This window comes from Pseudomonas lini, assembly GCF_001042905.1.
Classification (GTDB): Bacteria; Pseudomonadota; Gammaproteobacteria; order Pseudomonadales; family Pseudomonadaceae; genus Aquipseudomonas; species Aquipseudomonas lini.
The window spans coordinates 58,820-83,383 of the sequence record NZ_JYLB01000007.1; the positions used below are offsets into that span (position 1 = coordinate 58,820).

Sequence of the window (24,564 nt, forward strand, 5' to 3'; positions counted from 1 at the left end):
GGTAAAAGCAAGAAGATCGCCACACCCCCTGTAGGAGCGAGGCTTGCCCGCGAAGAACGAAGACGCGGTTCTGCTGATGCATCGCGGCGCTCCCTTCGCGGGCAAGCCTCGCTCCTACAGAGAACTATGGCGAGTCAGCTTATTGCGTAGTTCGGTACTGGCCTGCTGATCCAGCTCCAGCCAGAACTGCTGCTTGCCGGCGATCTCGGCGGCGGCCGGTAAACCGTCGCGATACACCAGTCGATTGCTCGCCAGCGCCGGCACTTTCGCGCCTGGCAACAAGGTGCCGGCAAGGTTCAGCGGATCCACCCCGCACACCGCGATCAGACTTCCATCATGCGGTCGCCGCCTGACTTCGCGCAGCAATGGAATCGCCTCGGGTAACGCAAATTGCTCCCCCGCCAGACCACTGACAAACCGCCCGCCACGAATCTCGCCCCGGGCCTCGAGCCGATGGAACGTGCGCAGCAATTCCCGCCAACTCGGCAACCAGTCCGCCTCACGCTCCAGCAAGCGCCAGAACACCACGCCGTAACGGCGCAGCAAGGTCATGGCGATGTGTTCCAGGGATTCGCTGGGTGTGGGCGCCGGTCGTTGCTTATCCACAACTGGGGCGGCAGCACCGCGGCGCAGCAACGCCCAGCGTCCGGCATCGTCCATGCCGCCGACAAACGCTCCGCGCCCACGTCGGCTGCTGCGATTCTGGCGTTTGCTGGCCGGGGTAATCAGCGCGCGCAAGCCGGCGAAGCTGTCGGCGTTAACCAGCCCGGCACCGACCAGTTCCTGCAAGGCGATTTCCAGTTCCGAGCGCAGCAGATGGGCTTCATGAATCAGCTCATCGAAAAACAGTGCGCCGTGCTGACTGAGCGCTTCATGGACTTTTTGTGTTTTGGGCGACAGTTCGCTGACTGGCGTCTGCTCGGTCAAGCCGCTCCACAACCCGACCTGACTGCGCGGCAGCAATAGAATCGGCGTGCTGCGCAATGCCGTGCTGGCGCTCTTGTTGCGCGCGGTCAGACGGGTCCAGACCAGTTTGCCGCTGCGGCACAACTCATCCAGCCAACTCGCCGAATAGTCTTTGAGACGCGCCGGCAGAATGTCGCTGTCCCACGCTGACGCGGCGGCGGGGTAGCCTTCGAACTGGCTGATGATCGCCGGTAACACCGCGCGGCCCTGGCCTTGGCTTGCGGCGGAGAGATGCTGCCAGTCGAACAGGAATCGCATGAAATCCTGCAACGCCACCGGCTCGATTTCCCGTCGCAGACGCTTGACCGTATACCGATGAATCCGCGCCAGCAGATGCCGTTCGCACCATTCTTCTTCACGGGCGCCCGGGGTGAATTGCCCGCGCAGTACATAGCCTTCGCGCTCCAGTTGCGCCAAAGCCTGAGTGACTTGAATCGCCGGTAATCCAAGCGGCTCGGCAATCGCCTTTAGCGGCAACGGACCAAACGCGCTGAGCCGTGCACGAATCAGTTCCAGCACTGCTTCGTCCGGCTCCCAGGTTTCATCGAAACCGGGCAATGCCTCCAACGGTGGAACCAATATGGCTTGTGGATAAATCGCTCGCAGGCAGGTCAGTCGTTCCAGCGCCAACCACAGCGATTGCTCGGCGTTGATCTGCAAACGGCTGGCCCGGCCACTGTCGGCCAAGGCATTCAGCCAATCGAGCCAATTCGGGTTGGCCTGGGCCTCGGCGTCGGCGATGCACGCCAGGCTCATCAGCGCTTCATGCATTTCATCAATGCCGGTTGGCGTTGGCCAGGCTTCATCACGCACCGCGGCAATCGCCTCGGCGTCCAGCGCACCGAGATCATCGGTGGATTGCGGATCGCTCCAGCGGCGGCTGAGCACTGCCTGAGTGCGGCGCTCTTCCAGCGGCGCGTCGTCGAGAAAGGTGTAGGGGCGGGCGCTGAGAATCTCCGCCGCCAGTGGCGAGGGCGCCGGCAAATCGCGGCTGATCAGGCGGATGTCGCCCTGTTCCATGCGCCGCAACAACGCCAGCCAGCCTTCGCTGTCCATCGCTTCGTGCAGGCAATCGTCGAGGGTTTGTTCCACCAGCGGATGGTCGGGAATCTCACGCTCGCCGGCGAGGTTTTCCACGCAGGCGATCTGATCGGGAAACACGCTGGCGATCAGGTCTTCGCTTTTCATCCGCTGGATCTGCGGCGGTACTTTGCGTCCGCCACTGTAGCGCGGCAGCGCCAGGGCGACCCCTGCGTTCCAGCGCCAGCGCACGCCGAACAGCGGGGCCTCAAGCACTGCTTGAATCAAGGTATGTTCGGCACCGTTGCTGTGCAGATAACGCCAGACGTCCTCTAGCTCGAAGCTGTGGCCGGTGGACAGCGACAGCACGATGGCGTCCTCGCTGGCGGCGGCCTGCAATTCAAAGTTGAACGTGCGGCAGAAACGCTTGCGCAGGGCCAGGCCCCAGGCGCGGTTGATGCGGCTGCCGAATGGTGAGTGGATGATCAACTGCGTACCACCGGACTCGTCGAAAAACCGCTCCATCAGCAGCGTGTCTTGCGATGGCAAGGCGCCGAGGGTCTGGCGTGCCCGGGCCAGGTAATCCACCAGTTGCTCGGCGCTGGCGAGGTTCAGGCCGAGGGTGTCGGTCAGCCAGTCGACGGCTGGCTGCAAGTTGCCGGGTGTGGCACCGAGCCGCTCATCGAGTTGCGCTTGCAGGCGTGCCACCGCGAACGACAGTTCATCACTGCGCCCGGGTGCTTCACCGAGCCAGAACGGAATGGTCGGCGGTTGCCCCTGAGCGTCTTCGACCCGGACCTTGCCGGTTTCGACCCGCAGGATTCGATACGACGTATTGCCCAGCTGAAAGATATCCCCGGCAATGCTTTCCACCGCGAAGTCTTCGTTGACGCTGCCGATGTTCAGCCCTTGAGGCTCCAGCAGAACGCTGTAGTCGGCGTTGTCGGGAATCGTCCCGCCGCTGGTCACGGCGGTCAGCTTGGCGCCTCGACGGCCGCGTAGGGTGCGGCTTACCGCGTCCCGGTGCAGGTAAGCGCTGCGAATACCCAGGCGCCCGTTGTAGCCTTCGGCGAGCATTTGCAGCAGTGCCTGATAGTGCTTTTCGTCGAGCGTGGCGTACGGCGAGGCTTTTCGCAGCATTTGCAGCAGCGCCTGTTCCTGCCATTCCTGGCAGCTGACCTCGGCGATGATCTGCTGGGCCAGCACGTCCAGCGGCGCTTCTGGGATCTGCAACGTGTCGAGCTCACCACGGCGAACGCAATCGAGCAGGGCGGCGCATTCGATCAGGTCGTCGCGGGTGGTGGCGAATAACCGGCCCTTGGGCGTGCCGCCGACCTGGTGCCCGGAGCGGCCAACCCGTTGCAGAAACCCGGCAATCGAGCGTGGTGAAGCGATCTGGCACACCAGGTCGACGTCGCCGATATCGATCCCCAATTCCAGCGAAGCAGTGGCGATCAGCACTTGCAGCTCGCCGCGCTTGAGCCGTTGTTCTGCATCCAGGCGAAACTCTTTGGCCAGGCTGCCATGGTGGGCCGCTACCGCATCCTTGCCGAGGCGTTCGCTCAAGTGCCGACTCAGGCGTTCGGCCAGGCGCCGGGTGTTGACGAAAATCAGCGTGGTCCGGTGTTCACGGGCGAGGGCGGCGAGTCGGTCATAGACCAGTTCCCAGACGTCGTTGGCCATTACCGCCGACAACGGCACGGGCGGCACCTCTATATCGAGATCCCGTGGACGGGCGTGGCCGATGTCGATGATTTCGCAGTCGCGATCACGGCCGACCAGAAAGCGCGAGACCGCTTCAATGGGTTTCTGCGTGGCGGACAGGCCGATACGCACCAGCGGTTGGGAGCAGAGTGCCTGCAAGCGCTCCAGGCTCAGGGCCAGGTGGCTACCGCGTTTGCTGGCGGCAATGGCGTGGATTTCGTCGACAATCACCGTGTGGGTGGTGCCGAGCATTTGCCGGCCGGAGTCGGAGCCGAGCAGCACGTAAAGGGATTCCGGGGTGGTCACCAGAATGTGCGGCGCGGTTTTGCGCATGGCCGAACGCTCTTTTTGCGGCGTATCACCGGTGCGCACGGCAGTGCTGATTGGCACATCGGGCAGGCCCATCACCCGCAACTGTTCGGTGATGCCGGCCAGCGGGTTTTGCAGGTTGATCTGGATGTCGTTGGACAGCGCCTTGAGCGGCGAAACGTAGACCACCAGGGTTTCGTCCGGCAGGCCATCCGGGCTCTCCAGGCCACGATGGACCAGATCGTCGAGCACCGCCAGAAACGCGGTGAGGGTCTTGCCGGAACCGGTGGGCGCGGCGATCAGGGTCGAACGGCGCTGGCGGATCAACGGCCACGCCCGGGCCTGGGCGGCGGTGGCCGCTGGGAAGGTGTTGCTGAACCAGGCGCTGACGGCGGGGTGAAAGCCTGCCAGTGCAGCGTCCGTGGGGATGGGCAGATTCATGTCCTGATTTATGCGGGCGAGTCGGGGAAGATGCAAGTACCGCTCACGACCTTTGCCGGCCTTTAGGGCCCCTTCGCGAGCAAGCCCGCTCCCACAGTTAAACAGTGTCGGTCACAAAATTTGAGTACACAGGAGATCCAGTGTGGGAGCGGGCTTGCTCGCGAAGGGGCCAGCAGGGTCAACCCAATCCGACGGAACTACACTTTACGGATGACGGTTGCGCACTAAACCCGCAAAATGCAACGATTCCGGCAATTATTGAGGACATCGCCTGCGGGCGCTGTCGATAAAGCCATCGTTCCAATCAGACTGGGCCTGCTGACTCTATGCGAATGCGCCTTATGTTACTGGGCGGCGGAAATGCCCTTGGGCAGGCGCTGATTCGCCTCGGTGCGGAGGAAGACATCGGTTTCCTCGCCCCCCGCCCACCGCAAGACGGCTGGGACGCCGCGAGCCTGACGCAACTGCTCGACGATACCCGTCCGGATGCGTTGATCAATCTCGCCTATTACTTTGACTGGTTCCAGGCGGAAACCGTCAGCGAACAGCGTCTGGCCGGGCAGGAGCGAGCCATCGAGCGGCTGGCCGAGTTGTGCCAGCATCACAACATTGTGCTGCTGCAACCGTCGAGTTATCGCGTGTTCGATGGCTCCCGGGCGACCGCTTACAGCGAAAAAGACGAACCGGTACCGCTGGGCCTGCGCGGTCAGGCCTTGTGGCGAATCGAGCAAAGCGTACGCGCCACCTGTCCGCAGCACGTGCTGCTGCGTTTCGGCTGGCTGCTCGATGACAGCCCCGACGGCACCCTCGGGCGATTCCTGAACCGGGCCGAGAAAGCTGAAGAACTGCTGATGGCCGATGATCGTCGCGGCAATCCGACGCCGGTGGACGATGCTGCCCGGGTGATCATTTCGGTGCTCAAGCAACTCGATTGCTCCGCGCCGCTATGGGGCACTTACCACTACGCCGGGCATGAGGCGACCACGCCGCTGGCACTGGGGCAGGCTATCCTTACCGAAGCACGCGCCCTGCACCCGTTGGCCATCGAAGCGCCGACCGCCCAGGCTCACGCCGCGCGGCCCGACGCCGCCGAAGAACCGCAACACGCAGTGCTGGCCTGCAAGAAAATTCTGCACACTTTCGGGATCAAGCCCCGCGCCTGGCGCGCGGCACTCCCGGGCTTACTGGATAGGTTTTATCGCCATGGCTGACGGCCCTGTTTTAATCACCGGCGGCGCCGGTTTCATCGGCTCGCACCTGACCGACGCCTTGCTCGCCAAGGGGCACTCGGTGCGCATTCTCGATGACCTCTCCACCGGCAAACGCAGCAACCTGCCGCTGGACAATCCCCTCATCGAACTGATCGTGGGCGACGTCGCCGATGCCGCACTGGTGGCGCGTGCGATGGCCGGTTGCAGCGCGGTAGCGCATCTGGCTGCGGTGGCTTCGGTGCAGGCCTCGGTGGATGACCCGGTGAAGACCCATCAGAGCAATTTCATCGGCTCGCTGAATGTCTGCGAAGCCATGCGTCAGACTGGCGTCAAACGGGTGCTGTACGCGTCCAGCGCAGCGGTCTATGGCAACAATGGCGAAGGCGAGTCGATCGACGAAGACACGCCCAAGGCACCGTTGACGCCGTACGCGGCAGACAAGTTGGCGAGCGAACATTACTTCGATTTCTATCGTCGCCAGCATGCTCTGGAGCCGGTGGTTTTTCGTTTCTTCAACATCTTCGGCCCGCGCCAGGATCCGTCCTCGCCGTATTCCGGGGTGATCAGCATTTTCAGCGAGCGTGCACAGAAAGGCTTGCCGATCACCGTGTTCGGCGATGGCGAGCAGACTCGGGATTTTGTCTACGTCGAGGACCTGGTGGACGTGTTGGTGCAAGCCATCGAGAAACCGCAGGTCGAAGTCGGTGCGGTGAATGTTGGCTGGAATCAGGCGACGACCCTCAAGCAAATGCTTGCAGCCCTTGAAGCGGTGGTCGGCAAGCTGCCGCCCGTGAGCTACGGCCCGGCACGCTCCGGTGACATCCGCCATTCACGCGCGAACAACCGGCGTTTGCTGGAGCGGTTTACCTACCCGGAGCAGACACCGATGAGTGTTGGTCTTGCGCGGTTGCTGGGACGCTGACATTTTGTACGGCCATGAAAAAGGCGCCTTTGAAGGCGCCTTTTTTGTGGGTCGGATATCACTTTCAGGGCCAATGCAGACCCCTGTGGCGAGGGGGCTTGCCCCCGTTCGACTGCGCAGCAGGCGCTATCCGGACAATGAGGTATGTCAGGCGAAATGCGCTCGTAGATTTGGGGGTTACTTCGCAACCCAACGGGGGCAAGCCCCCTCGCCACAGGAATCGCTTTCGCCATTACAGCGGTGGATTGCTTAAAACTTGTAACCCAAACCAACCATGTAAATGAACGGGTCCACATCAACGTCGACCTTGGCCCGGGTGCCCGGTGCGACGGCGTTGTTTTCCACGGTCGCGGTGGTGTCGATGTCGATGTAACGTACTTGGGCGTTGATCATTACGTTGTCGGTCAGCATGTAGTCGGCACCGATCTGCCAGGCCAGACCCCAGGAGTTTTCCGCCTTGAAGTTGCTGAAGCCGTTGGCGGCTGCTTCGCTGCCGACGTGCTCGTCGTAGATCCAGGTGTAGTTGATACCGCCGCCGATGTACGGCTGGAACGCGGACTTGGCGTCCAGCGGGTAGTAGACCAGGCTCAGGGTTGGCGGCAGGTGTTTCAGCGTACCGAGTTTGCCATTGGCCGCGCCGAGGGCGGTGCCTTTGAGCTTCACGTCATGCTCGAACGGCGAGGCCGCGAGCAATTCGATCCCCAGGTTATTGGTGATCATGTAGGCGAAGTTCAGGCCCAGTTGCGTGTCGCTGCTCATGGTGGCCTTGCCACCCAGGTCGGCGCCCTTCAGCGGGCCTTGATCGACCTTGACGCTGGAGCTGTCGGCATCCGGGTTGACGGTGATCGCACCGGCCCGAACGATGATGTCACCGGCGGTGTGAGCATGGGCGAGCGGGGCTGCGAGCGCGAGGGCGAACAGCGAAGCGCAGAGCAATGACTTTTGCATGGGGGCTCCAAAGGACGTTAAAAATGTTCGATGTCCAATGGTAGGGATCCAACTGATACGGTCTTTTGATTCAGCTCAATGAAACAGTGATGGCCCTGTTTTTTGCGCAGCCTTCGAAGGCCCCTTCGCGAGCAAGCCCGCTCCCACAGGGATCTTCTGTGAATGCAATATTTGTGAACAACAGAGAACACTGTGGGAGCGGGCTTGCCCGCGATGGCGATTGAACAGACAACACAGAACTGCCGGATCATTCCGGCAATTCATACACATAAATCTTGTCCGCCTCCATCTGATACCCGGCATCCGCCAACTCGCTGGTGGATGCCTTGACCTGCAACGCACCTTCGATCCAGTAAGGCTGGTACAGCTCATCAAGCTTCACGCCGACTTCGCTTTTGACATGCACGATCTGGTTCGACGGAGGAGGCGGAACGTGGATGCAGGCGCCGAAATACGGTACCAGCAGAAACTCCGTGGTGCGGCCTTCTTCACTGACTTCCAGCGGCACGATGTACCCCGGCAAACGAATATTCTTGCCGTCGAGGCTCTTCACCACTGGCGCGTTCGGCATGTCCTGCCTGGCCGCTGGAGCCGACTCTGCGGACAACGCGTCGCTCATCTTCGACAGGTCATGCAGCGGCGTCATGTTCGGCACTTCTGGCGCAGCATCCGGCGGGATCATTTCCGACCAGGTCAGGTCCTTCGGCTCTGCCGCCCACAACGGAAGGGCAACCAGCATCAATAGCGCAAACACAGCGCGGGGCATCATTAATGTCCTCATAGTCGGATCGACAGGCCATCGGCCAAGGATTGGCGATACGCGCGCCAGGCCGGCACGCTGCCCATCAGCAGCGCGGCGATCAGGATGCCACCGAGCAGCGTCCATTCATATTCGCTCGGCCAGGCCAGGGGCAAGTACAAGCCGTAATTCGCCTGCACGTAACCTTGTGCCACGGCGATGCACACATACAGCAGCGCGACGCCGGCAATCACTCCGGACAACGCCAGGGCAAAGGCTTCCAGCACTAACAAGGTCGCGATGTGCCACGGCCGAGCGCCGACCGAACGCAGAATCGCCATCTCGCGGCGCCGCTCATTGAGGCTGGTGAGGATCGCCGTGAGCATGCCGATCAACCCGGTCAGGACCACGAACAGCGAGACGACGAACAAGGCTTTTTCCGCCGTGCTCATCAAACTCCACAGCTCTTGCAATGCCACACCCGGCAGGATCGCCAGCATCGGTTCGCCACGGAATTCGTTGATCTCCCGTTGCAGCGCAAACGTCGAAATCTTGCTGTTGAGACCAAGCATGAACGCAGTGATCGCTTGCGGCGTCAGGTCCATGTTGCGCGCTTGGTCGGCACTGATCCGGCCATTACCGCGCGCCGGCACGCCGTTGTGCCAGTCGACGTGAATGGCTTCCATCCCGCCGAGGCTGATGTGCAGCGTGCGGTCCACCGGGGTGCCGGTGCGTTTGAGAATGCCGACCACGGTGAATGGTTTGTCGTCGTGTTTGACCAGGCTGATCACCGCCACGCCATGGGCCAGCACCAGTTTGTCGCCGAGCTTGTAATGCAGCGCATCGGCCACTTCGGCGCCGAGCACCACTTCGAACGGATCGCTGGCGAAAGCGCGGCCGTCGGCGAGTTCGAGGTGCTGTTGATGGCCGTACTGGTAGTGCTCGAAGTACGCCTCGGTGGTGCCCATCACCCGATATCCGCGATGGGAATCGCCGAGGGACATCGGAATCGCCCACTTCACTTTCGGGTTGTTGGCGAAATGTTCAAAGCTGTCCCAGCGGATGTTGTTGGTGGCGTTGCCGATGCGGAACACCGAATACAACAGCAGGTTCACCGAGCCGGAACGTGCGCCGACGATCAGGTCGGTGCCGCTGATGGTGCTGGCGAAACTGGCCTTGGCTTCGGTGCGCACCCGCTCCACGGCCAGCAACAGGCAGACCGACAGGGCGATGGCGAACGCGGTGAGGATCGCGGTGAAGCGACGGTTAGCCAGACTGGCCATGGCTAGACGAAACAAATACATCTCAGACCTCGGACGGGGTGGCGGCGCGATTGAGATCGGCCAGCGACAGGTGGCGATCGAACAGCGGCGCGAGGCTCTGGTCATGGCTGACAAACAACAGGCTCGACCCGGCTTCGCGGCATTCGGCGAACAGCAGACGAATGAAGTTCTCGCGGGCGTCGTAGTCCAGCGCCGAGGTTGGTTCGTCAGCGATCACCAGTTCCGGCTGACCAATCAACGCGCGTGCGGCAGCGACCCGTTGCTGCTGGCCGATGGACAGCGAATCGGCACGGCGGCTGAGGATGTTTTCATCCTTGAGGCCCAAGTGGGCGAGCAGGGTGGCCGCAGCCTGATCTACACTGCCGTGGCGCTGGATCGCCCGTTCGGCACGCAGCTTGGAGAAGTGGCAGGGCAGCTCGACGTTCTCGCGCACCGAGAGAAATGGCAGCAAGTTGAACTGCTGGAAGATGTAGCCGGTGTGATCGACGCGGAAGTGGTCGCGGGCACCGGCAGAGAGTTCGGTCAGCTCCTGGCCGAGCAGGCGAATGCTGCCGCGATCAGGCTTCTGCACGCCACCGAGCAAGCCCAGCAGGGTGGTCTTGCCGCTGCCGCTGGGGCCTTTGAGGAACAGGGTTTCACCCGGCATGAGGCGAAACGCCGGGATGTTCAGCAGCGGCGGATGACCGGGCCAGCTGAAACCCAGGTCGGACAGTTCGATGAGTGCTTGGGTCATTTAACCGGTTTCATGAGTGCTGATGATCGGGGTGGGTTTAGAACTTGAGGGCAGCAGCCTTGGCCGTCACTTCAACCCCTTGCTGCCCGCTCGGGCTGATCAGTTGTACCTGAATCTTCTGGGTGGCCGGGAATGTGTTGAAGATATTCGCCAGATCCAGGGTTTTCAGCGCGCCCGGGGCCGAGCAGCTCAATTGGTAATGGGCGTGGATTTCGCTGTGGTCATGGTGATGTTCATGACCGTCCTTGGCCGCCTCGTGATCATCTTCGTCATGGTCATCGGTATCCGGCTTGTCACCGAACAACGGGCTTTCCAGTTCCTGAGTCGCGACCACGCAACCGGCGGCTTTCGGCAGGTTGAACAGCACCAGTGGTTTTTCCAGCTGCGCGCGGACGGCAGCGACTTTGGCTTTGTCGGCGTCGGTGGTGGCGGCGTGTTCGAAGCCCACCAGGTTCATCGCCGGGCTTTCCAGCTCCAGCTCCAGAGTCTGGCCATCCAACGCCGCGTTCAGGCGACCGACGCCGTGTTCGTGGGCGCTGAGGCTGCCATGTTCATCATGATCGTGATCATGCTCGACCGCCGCATGGGCGACAGCCAGCGGCAACAAGGCAAACGGCAAAGCGAGCAGCAGACGGCGCATGACGGGTCTCCGAAAAGTAAAATGTAAAAATTGTTATGTGATCTTATAACGAAAGTGCGGAGAGTTTGACCGTCTGCTTGGCGTAGCGCAAGACCCATGGGAGCATGCGAGTCAGGTATGTGCAGGAGCAGACTTATGTTGCGAATACGCGGAAGCATCGGCGACTGGCCGGTGGATTTGACCCTGGAACTGGATGAGGGCGACTGGGCGCAGCTTGGTGCGCAGTTGCAGGCAGCAAAACCCGAGGCGAGTGCGGCGCCCGCCAAACCGGTGAATCAGGACGATGCGCTGTGGCAGATAGCCCAAGAGTTGCTGCGCAAGGCCGGGCAATTGAGCGGGCCGGATCTGCTGGAGCAGCTGGAAGGGCTGACCGGCAGCGCAGCGGCGGGCAAGCGCTTGTTGGTGCGCTTGCGCCACTGCGCAAACGTCAAAGTGGTGAGCGGCGGGGATACGCCGCTGTACAGCTGGATCGAGCCAGCGTAGGAGCTGCCGCAGGCTGCGATCTTTTGATCTTGTTTTTAAAAAGCAAAATCAAAAGATCGCAGCCTGCGGCAGCTCCTACGGGATCGGGTTCACATGGCCCGATCCGCTTAATACAGCGCAGCAAACAACTTGCGACGGTACGTGGTCACCAGCGGGTGATCGTTGCCCAGCAGTTCGAACACTTGCAGCAAGGTCTTGTGCGGTAAGCCTTCGCTGTAGCTGCGATTGCGGATGAACAGTTTCAGCAAGGCATCCAGCGCAGCGTCGTATTGCTGACGGGCCAATTGCTGGATCGCCAGTTGATAGACCGCCTCATCGTCCTGCGGATTTTTCGCCAGACGCGCTTTCAGGTCTGCCGCATCCGGCAAATCCCTGGCCTGACCGAGGAACTGGATCTGCGCCTTGGCGCCGGCCAGCGCGGCCTTGTGCTCATCGGTCTTGACCGCGTCGAGCACGATTTGCGCTTCACCCAGTTCGCCGCGCTCAGTCAGGCAGCGGGCGTAGAGGATCAGCGCCTTGGCGTTGGTGTTGTCTTCAGCCAGCAGTACTTTGAGCGTGGCTTCGGCGTCGGCGTAGCGGCCTTCATCAAACAGCGCCTGAGCCTGTTCGAACGGGTCGGCCGCAGCGGGCGGCGGCATTTGCACGTGGGGTTCGAGCATCGTGCGCACAGCCGATTCCGGTTGCGCACCGGCAAAACCGTCCACCGGCTGACCGTCCTTGAACAGCACCACCGTCGGCAGGCTGCGAATGCCGAAGCGCGCAACAATGTCCTGTTCGATGTCGCAGTTGACCTTGGCCAGCAGCAACTCGCCCTGATAGCTCTCGGCGATGGTTTGCAGCATTGGCATCAAGGCCTTGCACGGCGCACACCATTCGGCCCAGAAATCCACCAGCACCGGTTTGTGAAAAGAGTTCTCGATCACCGACTGGTCGAAATCGGCAGTCGTGGCGTCGAAAATGTACGGCGTTTCCTGACTCATGGGGGATCTCGTAAAAGCGTGAATGTGGTCACTATAAGGCTTGGTGGGGGGCTGCTGAAAGTCGTAACGTTGATCGTTCCCACGCTCTGCGTGGGAATGCCTCAATGGACGCTCTGCGTCCGCTTTGGGACGCGGAGCGTCCCGGGCTGCATTCCCACGCAGAGCGTGGGAACGATCAAGCTCGGGTGGCGTGGTAGAGGCTCACATACCGAAACTCTTCGGGCTCGGCCAGATCCGGCAACGTCATCGCTTCCAGCATTTCAATGCGCTGATACAACGGATGGCGAAAATCCCTCACCCGCGAATCCGCCACCAACGCTTCCCGGCCACGGCTAAGAAATTCATCGAGCAACGGCAGATTCGCCCGGTCGTACAACACATCGGCCACCAGAATCAGATCGAACCGATCGGCCTCGGCGAAAAAGTCCGTCGAGTAGCTGAGTTGCACGCCATTGAGTTCGGCATTCGCCCGACACGCGGCAATCGCCAACGGGTCCAGGTCACAGGCCACCACTTCCAGTGCCCCGGCTTTCATCGCCGCAATCCCGGCGACCCCAGAGCCAGCACCGAAATCCAGCACCCGTTTACCTTCGACCCATTGCGGGTGCTCGGCGAGATAACGCGCCACGGCCAGCCCACTGGCCCAGCAGAAACTCCAGTACGGCGGCTCGTGGAGAATCCGTCGGGTTTCTTCCGGGCTGAAGGCGCGATCCATGTTATCGCCGTCGATCAGCCAGAGTTTCAGCTCGGTGCCGGGTAACTCACAGGCTACAAGCTGTGCATCGCCGAGCAGTTCACTTAACGCCTGTTGCAGGTCGAGCGGTGCAATCATGGCGCTTTGACGAATTGCAGCTGACCCAATGCCTGGGTGGTTGGCTGTGTGATCATTTGCGCTGGCAGATGCAGAATCAACTGCCCGGACTGGCTGGCGCGGCCACGAAGCTCAACGCGGGCACCGACCGGAAAGGACTCGGGGTTGAAACGCAGACGAAACGGCAACACTTGATTGGTGCCGATCAGGTTGGAACTGGCGAGCAGTAGTTGCGGACGATCCTTTTCGTCGATCACCAGCAACGCCAGTTCGACTTCGGCACCGGCCGGCACGCCCTGCAGGGTGCCGCTCAATTCACGTTGATATGTCGGCAGGGGGCCGAGCTCGGCCGACGCCTTGGCTTTCTTCTGCGCCTGTTGCGGTGCAGGGCCGGGCGTTGGCGGCTGGGGCTTGGGCGCATCGCTGCCACAGGCCACCAACAGGCTGAAAAGACTGAGCAAAATGAGTGGTCGTAAAGACATTGGCGGCTCCAGCAAGCGAAATCCATATACAGCCAGTCTGTATACCGCAAACCCTATGGCTTGTCTTGCCACGGGGATGCGCTACCATGGCCCTCCCATTTTTTGTTGCCTGCCACCATGCACTGTCCCTTCTGCGGTGCCAACGACACCAAGGTCATCGACTCGCGTCTGGTCGCCGAGGGCGAACAGGTGCGCCGCCGGCGTGAATGCCTGGCCTGCGGCGAACGTTTCACGACGTTCGAAACCGCTGAACTGGTGTTGCCGCGCCTGATCAAAACCGACGGCAGTCGCCAGCCGTTCGACGAAGAAAAACTCCGTGCCGGTATGCAGCGGGCGCTGGAGAAGCGCCCGGTGAGTGTCGAGCGCCTCGAATCGTCGCTGGTGCATATCAAACACAAGCTGCGCGCCACCGGCGAACGTGAGGTCAAATCCCTCGTGGTCGGCGAACTGGTGATGGCCGAGCTCAAGAAGCTTGATGAAGTCGCCTATATTCGCTTCGCTTCGGTGTACCGACGCTTCCAGGACCTCAACGAGTTCCGCGAAGAGATCGATCGCCTCGCCCGTGAGCCGGTGAAAGAATGACCACACCTCCCGAACAAGCCATTCTCGACGCGCATTACATGGCCCGGGCCCTGGAACTGGCGCGCAAAGGTCATTACACGACGCATCCCAACCCTCGTGTTGGCTGCGTGGTGGTGCGTGACGGGCAGATTGTCGGCGAAGGCTGGCATGTGCGCACCGGCGAACCGCACGCCGAAGTCCACGCCCTGCGCGCCGCTGGCGACAAGGCGCGGGGTGCCACGGCTTACGTGACCCTCGAACCTTGCAGTCACCACGGCCGTACGCCGCCTTGCGCCGATGCGCTGGTGAATGCCGGTGTGGCGCGTGTCGTTGCGGCGATGCAGGACCCGAACCCGGAAGTCGCCGGTCGCGGTCTGCAACGTCTGGCCCAAGCCGGTATCGCCACGGAAAGCGGTGTGCTGGAAGGCGAGGCACGCAAGCTCAATCAAGGCTTCCTCAAACGCATGGAACATGGCTTGCCGTTCGTGCGGGTCAAGTTGGCGATGAGCCTCGACGGTCGCACGGCGATGGAAAGTGGCGAGAGCCAGTGGATCACAGGTACAGCGGCGCGTTCGGCGGTACAGCGTTTGCGCGCCGAGGCCAGCGTGGTGCTGACCGGCGCCGACACGGTACTGGCGGACAATGCGCGCTTGACCGTACGTGCCGACGAGTTAGGTCTGGATGCTGAACAAACGGCCTTGGCCATGAGTCGTCCGCCGCTTCGCGTGCTGATCGACGGTCGTCTGCGGGTGCCGCTGAATGCACCGTTCTTCAAGGCCGGTCCCGCACTGGTCGCCACGTGTGTCGCGGTGGAAGAACAGTACGCCAACGGCCCGGAATGCCTGATCGTGCCGGGCGACGATGGCCAGGTCGATCTGCATCAGTTACTGGTCGAACTCGCTAACCGTGGCGTCAATGACGTGCTAGTCGAAGCCGGCCCGCGACTGGTTGGCGCGTTTGCCCAGCTCGGGTTGGTGGACGAATTCCAGATCTTCATCGCTGGCAAGTTTCTCGGCTCCTCGGCCCGCCCCTTACTGGACTGGCCACTGGCGCAGATGAAAGACGCGCCCGAGCTCAAAATCACCGAAATCCGTGCGGTTGGCGATGACTGGCGAGTCACTGCCATCCCTGCGCCATCGGCGAGCGTATAATTCCCGGCCATTGCTCTAGCGCTGGCTCTGTTCTCGAGGAGGACTCCATGTTTACCGGCATCATCGAATCCATCGGCAGTATTCGTGCATTGACCCCAAAAGGCGGAGATGTGCGGGTTTACGTAGAAACCGGCAAGCTCGACCTGAGCGACGTAAAGCTGGGCGACAGCATTGCCGTCAATGGCGTGTGCCTGACCGCGGTTGAATTGCCGGGCAATGGCTTTGCGGCGGACGTCAGTCGCGAAACCCTCGACTGCACCGCCATGAATGACCTCAAAAGCGGCAGCCCGGTCAATCTGGAAAAAGCCCTGACCCCGACCACTCGCCTCGGCGGGCATCTGGTCAGCGGCCACGTCGATGGCGTGGGCGAAGTGGTTGCCCGCACCGAAAATGCCCGCGCCGTGGAATTTCGCATCCGTGCCCCGAAAGACCTGGCCAAGTACATCGCCCACAAAGGCTCGATCACCGTCGACGGCACCAGCTTGACCGTGAACGCGGTCGATGGCGCCGAGTTCTTGCTGACCATCATTCCGCACACCCTGAGCGAAACCATCATGGCGTCGTACCAGCCGGGTCGCCGGGTGAACCTGGAAGTCGACTTGCTGGCACGTTATCTGGAACGCCTGTTGTTGGGCGACAAGGCCGCAGAGCCAAGCGACTCTTCGCAAAGGCCAGGTAACATCACTGAAAGCTTTCTGGCCCAAAACGGCTACCTCAAATCCTGAAGCTCAAATTTCGAAAGAAGGGGGGTGCCTTGTGGCGCTCAATAGCATCGAAGAACTGGTTGAAGACATCCGCCAAGGCAAGATGGTCATCCTCATGGATGACGAAGACCGCGAGAACGAAGGCGACCTGATCATGGCCGCCGAGTGCTGCAAGCCTGAACACATCAACTTCATGGCCAAGCACGCCCGTGGCCTGATCTGCATGCCGATGAGCCGCGAGCGCTGCGAACTGCTCAAGCTGCCGTTGATGGCGCCACGCAACGGTTCCGGTTTCGGCACCAAGTTCACCGTGTCCATCGAAGCCGCCGAAGGTGTGACCACCGGTATCTCCGCGGCCGACCGTGCGCGCACGGTGCAAGCCGCTGCCGCCAAAGACGCCAAGGCTGAAGACATTGTCAGCCCCGGCCACATCTTCCCGCTGATGGCCCAGGCCGGCGGTACGCTGGCCCGCGCCGGCCACACCGAAGCTGCCTGCGACCTGGCGCGCATGGCCGGTTTCGAGCCGAGCGGTGTGATCTGCGAAGTGATGAACGACGACGGCACCATGTCCCGTCGCGCCGAACTCGAAGCGTTTGCCGCCGAACACAACATCAAGATCGGCACCATCGCCGACCTGATTCACTACCGGATGATCCACGAACGTACCGTTCAGCGGATTGCCGAGCAGCCGCTGGACAGCGAACTGGGCCAGTTCAACCTGGTGACCTACCGTGATTCGGTGGAAGGCGACGTGCATATGGCACTGACCCTGGGCACCGTGTGCGCCGAAGAGCCGACGCTGGTTCGGGTACACAACATGGACCCGCTGCGTGACCTGTTGATGGTCAAGCAACCGGGCCGCTGGAGCCTGCGCGCCGCCATGGCTGCGGTTGCCGAGGCTGGCAGTGGCGTGGTGCTGTTGCTCGGTCACCCGCTCGATGGCGACGTGTTGCTGGCGCATATCCGCGAAACCGCGGATCACAGCGCCGTGAAAAAACCGACCACCTACAGCATCGTCGGTGCCGGTTCGCAGATCCTTCGGGACCTGGGCGTGCGCAAAATGCGCCTGATGAGTGCGCCGATGAAATTTAATGCGATATCCGGTTTCGATCTGGAAGTTGTAGAATACGTGCCCTCCGAATAATGACCGGCAATTTGCGGGCCTGTATTCGCGGTTAACACATCACTGAGGGACGCGTAGAAAACGCGTCCCGGCTCTTTAAGAGATCTAACGAATGACCCTGAAGACCATCGAAGGTACCTTCATCGCCCCTAAAGGCCGCTACGCTTTGGTAGTGGGCCGCTTCAACAGCTTCGTCGTTGAAAGCCTGGTCAGCGGTGCAGTTGATGCCCTGGTTCGCCATGGCGTGAGCGAAAGCGACATCACCATCATCCGTGCGCCTGGCGCCTTCGAAATCCCGCTGGTTGCGCAAAAAGTCGCTCAGAAGGGCGAGTTCGCGGCAATCATCGCCCTGGGCGCAGTCATTCGTGGCGGTACTCCGCACTTCGAATACGTGGCTGGCGAATGCACCAAGGGCCTGGCCCAGGTGTCCATGGAATTCGGCGTGCCGGTCGCTTTCGGCGTACTGACCGTTGATTCCATCGAACAAGCCATCGAACGTTCCGGCACCAAGGCCGGTAACAAAGGTGCTGAAGCTGCCCTGTCCGCCCTGGAAATGGTCAGCCTGCTGGCGCAGTTGGAGGCCAAGTGATTAGCGACGATAGCGATCGTTTCAACCCGCGCGATCCAAAGCCTGCGGATGCCGGCAAGCCATCGAAAAGCGTCAAGCGTCGCGAAGCCCGTCAGCTCGCGACTCAGGCGCTGTACCAATGGCATATGGCCAAGCAGTCGCTGAACGAGATCGAAGCGCAGTTTCGGGTCGATAACGATTTCAGTGATGTCGACGGCGCCTACTTCCGTGAAATCCTGCATGGGGTTCCGGCTCAGAAGGACCGGATCGACGCCGCACTGGCGCCATGCCTGGACATCACCATCGAAGAGCTGGACCCGGTTGAACTGGCGGTTCTGCGCCTGTCCACCTGGGAGCTGCTCGAGCGCGTTGATGTGCCGTACCGCGTTGTGATCAACGAAGGTATCGAACTGGCCAAGGTCTTCGGTTCCACCGACGGCCACAAGTTCGTCAACGGTGTGCTCGACAAGCTGGCCCCGCGTCTGCGTGAAGCTGAAGTGAAGGCGTTCAAGCGCTAACCAGCGCTTGAGTTTGCGATGGGCGAGTTTGAGCTGATCCGCAATTTCTTCGCCGCCGCGCCTTGTGCGCAAGGCGGCGAAGGCGTTGCCCTCGGGATCGGCGACGACTGCGCCTTGCTGGCTGTTCCCCCCGGGGAGCAGTTGGCGATTTCCACCGACACGCTCGTGGCCGGTGTGCATTTCGCAGACCCTTGCGACCCGTTTCTGCTCGGTCAGCGCTCGCTGGCTGTGGCTGTCAGTGATCTGGCCGCCATGGGCGCCGCTCCCATTGCCTTTACCCTTGCCCTGACCTTGCCGACGGTGACCACCGATTGGCTGGGAGCCTTCGCCCGTGGTTTGAACCTCATGGCGCAAAATTGTGGTGTAGCGCTGGTGGGTGGCGATACCACTCGCGGGCCGTTGAGCCTGACCATGACCGTGTTCGGTCGGGTGCCGGCCGGTCTGGCGTTGACCCGCAGCGGCGCACAGCCGGGCGATTTGCTCTGCGTGGGCGGTGAGCTGGGTAACGGCGCGGGCGCATTGCCGCTGGTGCTCGGCCAGCGGATGGCTGAAGCGGCCATCGCTGATCCGTTGCGTGCCCATTACTGGTCGCCGCAACCGCAGCTGGGTCTGGGCATGGCGTTGCGCGGCAAAGCCACTGCGGCGCTGGACATCTCCGACGGCCTGCTCGCCGACTGCGGTCATATTGCCCTGGCGTCGAAAGTCGGGGTTCAGGTAGAGCGCAGTAAGCTGCCGTTGTCGAAGGCGCTGCTGGCCTTCCTCGGTCAGTCTGGCGCTGAGCAAGCTGCCCTGAGCGGCGGTGACGATTACGTGCTGGCCTTCACCTTGCCGCCCGCCGAGTTGCCATCGTTGCTGGCGGACGGCTGGCCGATCCATGTGCTTGGGCGGGTCGTAGCAGGGCAGGGCGTGACGCTGCTGGATGCCGACGGACACGACATCACCCCGCCAATCCGGGGTTATCAACATTTTCGGGAGACACCGTGACAGATCATCCCAAACAGGTCCCGGCGGAGTTCGTACCGCCGTCGGTCTGGCGCAATCCATGGCATTTCCTGGCGTTCGGCTTCGGCTCGGGCACCCTGCCAAAAGCGCCGGGCACCTGGGGTTCGTTAGTGGCGTTACCCTTCATTCCGTTGTGGCAGATGCTGCCCGATTGGGGTTATTGGCTGATGCTCGGCATCACCATGCTGTTCGGCTTCTGGCTGTGCGGCAAGGTCGCCGATGATTTGCGCGTGCACGACCACGAAGGCATCGTCTGGGACGAAATGGTCGGGATGTGGATCACCCTGTGGCTGGTACCGGAAGGCTGGTATTGGTTGCTGGCGGGGTTCCTGATGTTCCGTTTCTTCGACATCCTCAAGCCCTGGCCGATTCACTGGATCGACCGGCATGTGCACGGTGGTGTCGGGATCATGCTCGACGACGTGCTGGCAGGCGTATTTGCGTGGTTGGCGATGCAAGGGCTGGTGTGGTTTTTCGTCTGAGGCGTCAAGTGAGAGAACCGGGGATGGCGCGACGCGGGTTGCTGCTGATTGTTTTCGCGCTATTTTGCTCGTTCGCCCAGGCGGGGGATGCACCGACGACGCCGTCCGTGATTCATCTGGCCAGCGAAGCCTGGGAAGACTTCACCAACGCCGATGGTCGTGGTTTGGGGTGGGATGTGCTGCGCGAAGTGTTTGAGCCGGCGGGCGTCAAACTGGATATTCGAACCGAACCCTACACGCGCGCCACGGGCCTGGCACAGCGCGGCGAAGTGGATGCTTGTGTCGGTGCCTATCGGGATGAAGTCAGCGACGTGCTCTATCCGCGCTGGCATTTCGATACCGATCCGATCTATGCACTGGGTCTGGCCAGCAATCCGGAGCCGACCCTGCAAACCCTGGGCAACTATCGATTGGCTTGGGTGCGTGGCTACAAATTCCAGGATTATTTACCCAATGTGCAGAGCTACAACGAAATCGTGCGGCGTACCGGGATTCTTTCGATGCTGATTCACAACCGCATCGATTACTACATCGACGCGCTGGACGAGGTTAACTCCATCGTCAACCGAGCCAAGGCCCCATCGCAATTTCGCCGCACGCACATCGTGGATTTGCCGCTTTATCTGTGCTTTGCCGACACACCGAATGCCCGCAAATTGATGGTGTTGTTCGATCAGCGCATGGAAGAGCTGGTAAAAAACGGCCAGTTGAAACCGATCTTCGCAAAGTGGAAGCAGCCGTACCCGTTTGGCACAAACTGAACATAGCCCGCTCCCACAGGGTCGTTGGCTAGGCCTCTTGATCAAACATTTTGATCGTTATGCCCCATAATTCAGCCTAAGCGTCTGCAGGAACGTGCTGTTACAATGCCGCCTCTGCGAATCTTCAGTACATATAGATCAGGAGCACACCGGTGCCTGTCGTTTTTGTCGCCGCTTCCAAGCTGCCAACGCCTTTTGCGCAATTCACCATGCATGGCTTTCTCGATGAAGAGAACGGGCGCGAGCACGTGGTGCTGAGCCTGGGTGAGTTCGCTGACGGTGCTCCGGTACTCGGCCGGTTGCACTCCGAATGCCTGACAGGCGATGCCTTGTTCAGCCAGCGCTGCGACTGCGGTTCGCAACTCGAGGCAGCCTTGCAGGCAATCGCCCGTGAAGGCCGTGGCGTGTTGCTCTACTTGCGTCAGGAAGGTCGCGGCATTGGCCTGTTGAACAAGATCCGCGCCTATGAATTGCAGGACGGCGGTGCCGATACCGTTGAAGCCAATGAGCGTCTGGGTTTCGCCGCCGATCAGCGCGACTACGCCATGTGCCTGCCGATGCTGGAGCACCTGGGCGTGAAGTCCTTGCGTCTGATGACCAACAACCCACGCAAGGTCAAAGCCTTGACCGACATGGGCATCGTGGTTGCCGAGCGCGTACCGCTGCACACTGGGCACAACCCGCATAACAAACTCTACCTGGCGACCAAGGCGAGCAAGCTCGACCATATGATGGGCAACGAGCATCAGGGCGAGGTTGACCGGGCGTGACCCGCGGTCAGGTACGGCGGCGACTGTCCGTCAACTGGTGGCAATACCTGGCGCTGGCCTTGGTGCCGCTGTTCGTGATCAACGGGGTATTCGGCCAAAGCGAGGCGATTCTGCCGGTGCTGGCGATGCCATTGTTCATCGCCGGTGTGGCCTCGATGTTTGTCAGCCTGAAGTTCTTTGGTGGCTACAAGCACGCCCTGATCGCCACCCAGAAAGCCCTCGATACCCCTGAAGAACCCGCCGCCTGGATCGCCTTGGCCGCAAAACGCCGTGCCGCGTTTCTGGTCGCCGGCCTGCCTGCCTGGACCGGTGCAGTGGCGGTATTCGTCGGGCTTGAAGCTGTGCCGCTGGTGCTGCTGGCGCTGTCGACCGCGGTGCTGTTCTACCTCTACCGTATCCCGCGTCAACTCGGCTGATGCGCAGCGTCTGGCTGGCGGTGTTGCTGCTGGCCGTCAGCGGTTCGGCGACTGCGGTCGAGCGGGTTGTCAGTCTGGCACCGTCGCTTTCTGAAATCGTCGTTGAGCTGAACTCGGCTGACCTGCTGGTCGGTGTGCTGGATGCCGGTGAACGTCCCGCTGAACTCAAAGACATTCCTTCTGTTGGCAGCTACGGTCAGTTGGACATGGAACGACTGCTCAGTCTCAAACCCGATCTGTTGCTGCTCTGGCCGGGCAGTGTGGGGCCGGCTCAGCGTGAGCAGCTCAAACGGCTGAACATTCCCACCTTTGTCGCCGAACCTCACAACCTCGAACAACTTACTGCCCAGATTGAACTGATCGCTGCACAACTCGGCAGAGCGGAGCGCGGCGTTTCATTGGCCGAAAATCTGCGTCAACGACTCGATTCCCTGCGCCAGCGCTATCGAAGGGATGAGCCGATACGGGTGTTTTATCAAGTCTGGGATCGGCCGCTGTACACCGTGGGCGGTGGGCAGATCATCAGCGATGCGCTAGCAGTGTGTGGGGCGCGCAATGTGTTTGCCGACCTGACGCAGCCTGCACCGCAGGTCAGTGTGGAGGCGGTGTTGCAGCGCAATCCCGAGGTGATTCTGGCCAGTGATCAGGCGCAGCTTGATGCGTGGAAGACCTGGCCTCAGGTGGTGGCGGTGGCGCAGGGACAATTGCTGTTGGTGACGGATAAAGGCCTGGAGCGGCCGAGCGGGCAGATGATCGAAGCGACTGCCAAGTTGTGCCAGTTGATCGCGCCCGACCATTAAGACCGAGGCGCATCATCGCGGGCAAGCCCGCTCCCACAGGTTCAGTGTGATCCTTGTGGGAGCGGGCTTGCCCGCGATGAGGCCGGCCCAAACACCACAATCTCTGGTCAAAACCACGGCGTCCAGGTCACCCCGAACATCCACGCCCGGCCTTCCTCGCGATACCCATACTGACTGCCATCATGGCTGTACAACGCCCGGCTGTAGCTCTTGTCCAGCAGGTTATCGACCTTCAACTCCAGCTTGATCTCGCGATTCAGCGCCCAGCCGCTACGCAACCCCAACAACGCATACCCGCCTAACGGTTGCTGGTTGTTCTCGTCGTCATAACTGCTGCTTGCCAACTGGCACCGAAGCCGAGCCGATCAAATTGCCGATCCAGATCCAGGCTCAAAGTCCGTCGTGCACGACGGGCGAGGGTGTGGCCGCTGTCGCGATCCCGTGGGTCGATGATCGCTACGCCGAGGTTGCTCTGCCAGCCGAACAGCTCTTGTTTCAAAGCCGCTTCAAAACCGTTGATCCGCGCCGAAGCGACGTTCGCCGGGCGGTTGTTGCTGCCGAAAATAATCGCGTCTTCCAGATCGGTGCGGTACAGCGAGGCTTCCAGGCGACTGTTCTGCGTCAGCTGACTGCGCCATTGCAGCTCATAACTTTTCGAGGTCTCGGGTTTCAGGTCAGGGTTGCTGAAGTCCGGGTAGTACAGGTCATTGAAGGTCGGTGCGCGGAAGCCTTCGCTGTAGGTCAGCAGCACATCGTTGTCCGGGTTCAGCGGCAGGGTGAACGTGCCGCTCCAGCTGTTCTGGCTGCCGAACTGCTGGTTCTGGTCGCGACGCAGGCCCAGTTCGGTAGAGAAACTGTCGGTCTGATAGCGATGCTGGATAAACGCTGCACGGTTCCAGCGGCTGTCTTCGTCGAACGCTGTGCTGCTGTTGATTCGGTCTTCGTACCAGTCGCCGCCGAGGATCAGGCTGTTGCGTTCATCCAGGGTCAGGTCGTTTTGCCAGTTCACCGAATCGCGGTAAGTGTTGAACACGCTGCGCTCGTCGCTGAGCTTGTCGAGCGTCTTCTCGCGGTTTTCGCTGTGGCCGAACTCGACGCGGGTCTTCCATTGGTCATTGATCCGCGCATCGACATAACTGCTGACGCTGCTCACAGAGAACTCGCTGTAGGGCTGCTGCTGGACCGATTCGAAGGTGTTCATGTCGAAGCGGCCGAACGGGTTGTCGAATGCGCTTTTGCCCTGGTTATCCAGCAGGTTGGCGCCAATTTCGATGTCGTCGTTGAGGGTGTGACTCAGGCTTAAGCTGACCGATTTATTGCGGTATTCGTCGTGGTCGCCATCACTGGGATAAGACTCGTGCGTGCGATTGATGCCTGACGTTTCATCAAGGCTGGCACCGAGATTGAAGCGGGTCTGCGCGTCGCCGCCGGACAATCCGAGGCTGCGCTCCCAGGTCTGATTGCTGCCCACTCCCACATGCATGCGTGGTTGCAGGCCTTGTTCGTCGCCACGGCGAGTGAAGATCTGGATCACCCCGCCAATCGCATCGCTGCCGTAAATCACTGAACGCGAACCACGCAGCACTTCCACGCGCTCGACCTGTTCGATGTTGATGTGTTGCAGATTGCTGTCGCCGGAGGTCGAGTTGCCGATGCGCTGGCCGTCGACCAGCACCAGACTTTGCGCCGACTTGGTACCACGAATGTAGACCCCCGGCAGACTGCCACGCCCACCGGTTTGCCCGACCTGCACGCCCGGTACCCGGCGTAGCAGATCCGTGACACTGCTCGGTTGCAGACGGTCGATGTCTTCGCGGGTGAACACCGTGTTGGCAGCGCTGCTGTCGTTGCGCGCTTCGACTTGACGGTTAGCGCTGATCAACACGTCGGGCAGTTTCAGGGCCTGGTCGCGTTCGAAGGTGTCGGCCAAGAGTTGGCCGGCCGGCAGAAGCGTCAGCGTCAGGGCAAAAGGGGAGAGTTTCATGGATTATCCGAGGCGAATTCAGATACGACACAACCCCCCGTAGGAGCTGCCG

General features: G+C 61.3%; 24 protein-coding genes and 1 pseudogene. 15 read left to right on the forward strand and 10 right to left on the reverse strand.

Annotated elements, in window-relative coordinates; genetic code table 11:
- Positions 1 to 114 precede the first annotated feature (114 nt).
- Positions 115 to 4,440 carry an Lhr family helicase gene (locus TU81_RS20830; protein ID WP_038981335.1) on the reverse strand — a complete coding sequence of 1,442 codons (4,326 nt, stop codon included), beginning with the start codon at positions 4,438 to 4,440 and terminating at the stop codon, positions 115 to 117.
- 326 nt (positions 4,441 to 4,766) lie between these two features.
- Here TU81_RS20830 and TU81_RS20835 point away from each other — a divergent pair, with 326 nt between their 5' ends.
- Positions 4,767 to 5,651, forward strand: coding sequence for a sugar nucleotide-binding protein (locus tag TU81_RS20835; RefSeq protein ID WP_038981336.1), 885 nt, complete (start codon positions 4,767 to 4,769; stop codon positions 5,649 to 5,651).
- Positions 5,644 to 6,573 carry an NAD-dependent epimerase/dehydratase family protein gene (locus tag TU81_RS20840; RefSeq protein ID WP_038981337.1) on the forward strand — a complete coding sequence of 310 codons (930 nt, stop codon included), beginning with the start codon at positions 5,644 to 5,646 and terminating at the stop codon, positions 6,571 to 6,573. The genes TU81_RS20835 and TU81_RS20840 overlap by 8 nt, the downstream gene beginning before the upstream one ends.
- 249 nt (positions 6,574 to 6,822) lie before the next feature.
- Here the strand turns inward: TU81_RS20840 and TU81_RS20845 are convergent, their stop codons facing one another.
- From TU81_RS20845 to TU81_RS20865, 5 genes are all read right to left on the reverse strand, one after another.
- Complete coding sequence (locus TU81_RS20845) at positions 6,823 to 7,521, reverse strand: OmpW/AlkL family protein (protein ID WP_038981338.1); 699 nt, start codon at positions 7,519 to 7,521, stop codon at positions 6,823 to 6,825.
- A gap of 247 nt (positions 7,522 to 7,768) precedes the next feature.
- On the reverse strand, positions 7,769 to 8,287 hold the full coding sequence (locus tag TU81_RS20850; RefSeq protein ID WP_048396505.1) for a DUF3299 domain-containing protein: 519 nt from the start codon (positions 8,285 to 8,287) through the stop codon (positions 7,769 to 7,771).
- An 11-nt stretch (positions 8,288 to 8,298) separates the two neighbouring features.
- Complete coding sequence (locus TU81_RS20855; protein WP_007906845.1) at positions 8,299 to 9,564, reverse strand: ABC transporter permease; 1,266 nt, start codon at positions 9,562 to 9,564, stop codon at positions 8,299 to 8,301.
- Position 9,565: 1 nt separating this feature from the next.
- Positions 9,566 to 10,276: an ABC transporter ATP-binding protein gene (locus TU81_RS20860; protein WP_038981339.1), complete on the reverse strand. Its 711-nt coding sequence runs from the start codon at positions 10,274 to 10,276 to the stop codon at positions 9,566 to 9,568.
- 37 nt (positions 10,277 to 10,313) lie between these two features.
- Positions 10,314 to 10,916, reverse strand: a complete 603-nt coding sequence (locus tag TU81_RS20865) for a DUF2796 domain-containing protein (protein WP_038981340.1) — start codon at positions 10,914 to 10,916, stop codon at positions 10,314 to 10,316.
- 135 nt (positions 10,917 to 11,051) lie between these two features.
- Between TU81_RS20865 and TU81_RS20870 the strand changes: the two genes are divergently transcribed.
- Positions 11,052 to 11,399, forward strand: coding sequence for a hypothetical protein (locus tag TU81_RS20870; protein ID WP_038981341.1), 348 nt, complete (start codon positions 11,052 to 11,054; stop codon positions 11,397 to 11,399).
- A 107-nt stretch (positions 11,400 to 11,506) separates the two neighbouring features.
- Here the strand turns inward: TU81_RS20870 and trxA are convergent, their stop codons facing one another.
- From trxA to TU81_RS20885, 3 genes are all read right to left on the reverse strand, one after another.
- Positions 11,507 to 12,379 (reverse strand): thioredoxin, encoded by an 873-nt coding sequence (trxA, locus tag TU81_RS20875; protein WP_038981342.1) that lies wholly within the window; start codon positions 12,377 to 12,379, stop codon positions 11,507 to 11,509.
- A gap of 175 nt (positions 12,380 to 12,554) precedes the next feature.
- On the reverse strand, positions 12,555 to 13,211 hold the full coding sequence (locus tag TU81_RS20880) for a class I SAM-dependent methyltransferase (protein WP_038981343.1): 657 nt from the start codon (positions 13,209 to 13,211) through the stop codon (positions 12,555 to 12,557).
- A complete protein-coding gene (locus TU81_RS20885) occupies positions 13,208 to 13,672 on the reverse strand; it encodes a lipoprotein (RefSeq protein ID WP_038981344.1) in 465 nt (154 codons plus the stop codon). Before TU81_RS20885 ends, TU81_RS20880 begins: the two co-directional genes overlap by 4 nt.
- 117 nt (positions 13,673 to 13,789) lie before the next feature.
- Here TU81_RS20885 and nrdR point away from each other — a divergent pair, with 117 nt between their 5' ends.
- The 12 genes from nrdR to TU81_RS20945 all read left to right on the forward strand — a co-directional run bounded on the left by nrdR (position 13,790) and on the right by TU81_RS20945 (position 22,528).
- Positions 13,790 to 14,254, forward strand: a complete 465-nt coding sequence (gene nrdR, locus TU81_RS20890; RefSeq protein ID WP_007906838.1) for a transcriptional regulator NrdR — start codon at positions 13,790 to 13,792, stop codon at positions 14,252 to 14,254.
- Positions 14,251 to 15,384, forward strand: a complete 1,134-nt coding sequence (gene ribD, locus TU81_RS20895; RefSeq protein ID WP_038981345.1) for a bifunctional diaminohydroxyphosphoribosylaminopyrimidine deaminase/5-amino-6-(5-phosphoribosylamino)uracil reductase RibD — start codon at positions 14,251 to 14,253, stop codon at positions 15,382 to 15,384. The genes nrdR and ribD overlap by 4 nt, the downstream gene beginning before the upstream one ends.
- A gap of 47 nt (positions 15,385 to 15,431) precedes the next feature.
- A complete protein-coding gene (locus TU81_RS20900) occupies positions 15,432 to 16,109 on the forward strand; it encodes a riboflavin synthase (RefSeq protein ID WP_038981346.1) in 678 nt (225 codons plus the stop codon).
- 31 nt (positions 16,110 to 16,140) lie between these two features.
- A complete protein-coding gene (gene ribBA / locus TU81_RS20905; protein WP_038981347.1) occupies positions 16,141 to 17,232 on the forward strand; it encodes a bifunctional 3,4-dihydroxy-2-butanone-4-phosphate synthase/GTP cyclohydrolase II in 1,092 nt (363 codons plus the stop codon).
- 91 nt (positions 17,233 to 17,323) lie between these two features.
- Complete coding sequence (ribH, locus tag TU81_RS20910) at positions 17,324 to 17,800, forward strand: 6,7-dimethyl-8-ribityllumazine synthase (RefSeq protein ID WP_003228649.1); 477 nt, start codon at positions 17,324 to 17,326, stop codon at positions 17,798 to 17,800.
- The gene (nusB, locus tag TU81_RS20915) at positions 17,797 to 18,297 is read left to right on the forward strand and encodes a transcription antitermination factor NusB (protein WP_038981348.1); all 501 of its coding nucleotides are present in this window, start codon (positions 17,797 to 17,799) and stop codon (positions 18,295 to 18,297) included. Before ribH ends, nusB begins: the two co-directional genes overlap by 4 nt.
- Positions 18,298 to 18,315: 18 nt before the next feature.
- Positions 18,316 to 19,281: a thiamine-phosphate kinase gene (gene thiL / locus TU81_RS20920; protein ID WP_038981349.1), complete on the forward strand. Its 966-nt coding sequence runs from the start codon at positions 18,316 to 18,318 to the stop codon at positions 19,279 to 19,281.
- On the forward strand, positions 19,278 to 19,781 hold the full coding sequence (locus tag TU81_RS20925; RefSeq protein WP_008073949.1) for a phosphatidylglycerophosphatase A family protein: 504 nt from the start codon (positions 19,278 to 19,280) through the stop codon (positions 19,779 to 19,781). Before thiL ends, TU81_RS20925 begins: the two co-directional genes overlap by 4 nt.
- Positions 19,782 to 19,804: 23 nt before the next feature.
- A complete protein-coding gene (locus TU81_RS20930; protein ID WP_048396428.1) occupies positions 19,805 to 20,542 on the forward strand; it encodes a substrate-binding periplasmic protein in 738 nt (245 codons plus the stop codon).
- Between the two features lie 152 nt (positions 20,543 to 20,694).
- On the forward strand, positions 20,695 to 21,312 hold the full coding sequence (ribA, locus tag TU81_RS20935; RefSeq protein WP_007906827.1) for a GTP cyclohydrolase II: 618 nt from the start codon (positions 20,695 to 20,697) through the stop codon (positions 21,310 to 21,312).
- Complete coding sequence (locus TU81_RS20940) at positions 21,309 to 21,728, forward strand: hypothetical protein (protein WP_038981351.1); 420 nt, start codon at positions 21,309 to 21,311, stop codon at positions 21,726 to 21,728. Before ribA ends, TU81_RS20940 begins: the two co-directional genes overlap by 4 nt.
- Complete coding sequence (locus TU81_RS20945; protein ID WP_048396429.1) at positions 21,728 to 22,528, forward strand: cobalamin-binding protein; 801 nt, start codon at positions 21,728 to 21,730, stop codon at positions 22,526 to 22,528. Before TU81_RS20940 ends, TU81_RS20945 begins: the two co-directional genes overlap by 1 nt.
- A 107-nt stretch (positions 22,529 to 22,635) precedes the next feature.
- On the opposite strand, the pseudogene TU81_RS20950 reads toward TU81_RS20945, so the two are convergent.
- Positions 22,636 to 24,512 (reverse strand): annotated as a pseudogene (locus TU81_RS20950) (TonB-dependent receptor domain-containing protein).
- Between the last annotated feature and the right edge of the window lie 52 nt (positions 24,513 to 24,564).

Excerpts from the sequence above, each read along its gene's own strand:
- TU81_RS20830 (WP_038981335.1), bottom strand. The coding sequence starts at position 4,440 with ATGAATCTGCCCATCCCCACGGACGCTGCACTGGCAGGCTTTCACCCC.
- TU81_RS20835 (WP_038981336.1), top strand. The coding sequence starts at position 4,767 with ATGCGAATGCGCCTTATGTTACTGGGCGGCGGAAATGCCCTTGGGCAG.
- TU81_RS20840 (WP_038981337.1), top strand. The coding sequence starts at position 5,644 with ATGGCTGACGGCCCTGTTTTAATCACCGGCGGCGCCGGTTTCATCGGC.
- TU81_RS20845 (WP_038981338.1), bottom strand. The coding sequence starts at position 7,521 with ATGCAAAAGTCATTGCTCTGCGCTTCGCTGTTCGCCCTCGCGCTCGCA.
- TU81_RS20850 (WP_048396505.1), bottom strand. The coding sequence starts at position 8,287 with ATGCCCCGCGCTGTGTTTGCGCTATTGATGCTGGTTGCCCTTCCGTTG.
- TU81_RS20855 (WP_007906845.1), bottom strand. The coding sequence starts at position 9,564 with ATGTATTTGTTTCGTCTAGCCATGGCCAGTCTGGCTAACCGTCGCTTC.
- TU81_RS20860 (WP_038981339.1), bottom strand. The coding sequence starts at position 10,276 with ATGACCCAAGCACTCATCGAACTGTCCGACCTGGGTTTCAGCTGGCCC.
- TU81_RS20865 (WP_038981340.1), bottom strand. The coding sequence starts at position 10,916 with ATGCGCCGTCTGCTGCTCGCTTTGCCGTTTGCCTTGTTGCCGCTGGCT.
- TU81_RS20870 (WP_038981341.1), top strand. The coding sequence starts at position 11,052 with ATGTTGCGAATACGCGGAAGCATCGGCGACTGGCCGGTGGATTTGACC.
- trxA (WP_038981342.1), bottom strand. The coding sequence starts at position 12,379 with ATGAGTCAGGAAACGCCGTACATTTTCGACGCCACGACTGCCGATTTC.
- TU81_RS20880 (WP_038981343.1), bottom strand. The coding sequence starts at position 13,211 with ATGATTGCACCGCTCGACCTGCAACAGGCGTTAAGTGAACTGCTCGGC.
- TU81_RS20885 (WP_038981344.1), bottom strand. The coding sequence starts at position 13,672 with ATGTCTTTACGACCACTCATTTTGCTCAGTCTTTTCAGCCTGTTGGTG.
- nrdR (WP_007906838.1), top strand. The coding sequence starts at position 13,790 with ATGCACTGTCCCTTCTGCGGTGCCAACGACACCAAGGTCATCGACTCG.
- ribD (WP_038981345.1), top strand. The coding sequence starts at position 14,251 with ATGACCACACCTCCCGAACAAGCCATTCTCGACGCGCATTACATGGCC.
- TU81_RS20900 (WP_038981346.1), top strand. The coding sequence starts at position 15,432 with ATGTTTACCGGCATCATCGAATCCATCGGCAGTATTCGTGCATTGACC.
- ribH (WP_003228649.1), top strand. The coding sequence starts at position 17,324 with ATGACCCTGAAGACCATCGAAGGTACCTTCATCGCCCCTAAAGGCCGC.
- thiL (WP_038981349.1), top strand. The coding sequence starts at position 18,316 with ATGGGCGAGTTTGAGCTGATCCGCAATTTCTTCGCCGCCGCGCCTTGT.
- TU81_RS20930 (WP_048396428.1), top strand. The coding sequence starts at position 19,805 with ATGGCGCGACGCGGGTTGCTGCTGATTGTTTTCGCGCTATTTTGCTCG.
- TU81_RS20945 (WP_048396429.1), top strand. The coding sequence starts at position 21,728 with ATGCGCAGCGTCTGGCTGGCGGTGTTGCTGCTGGCCGTCAGCGGTTCG.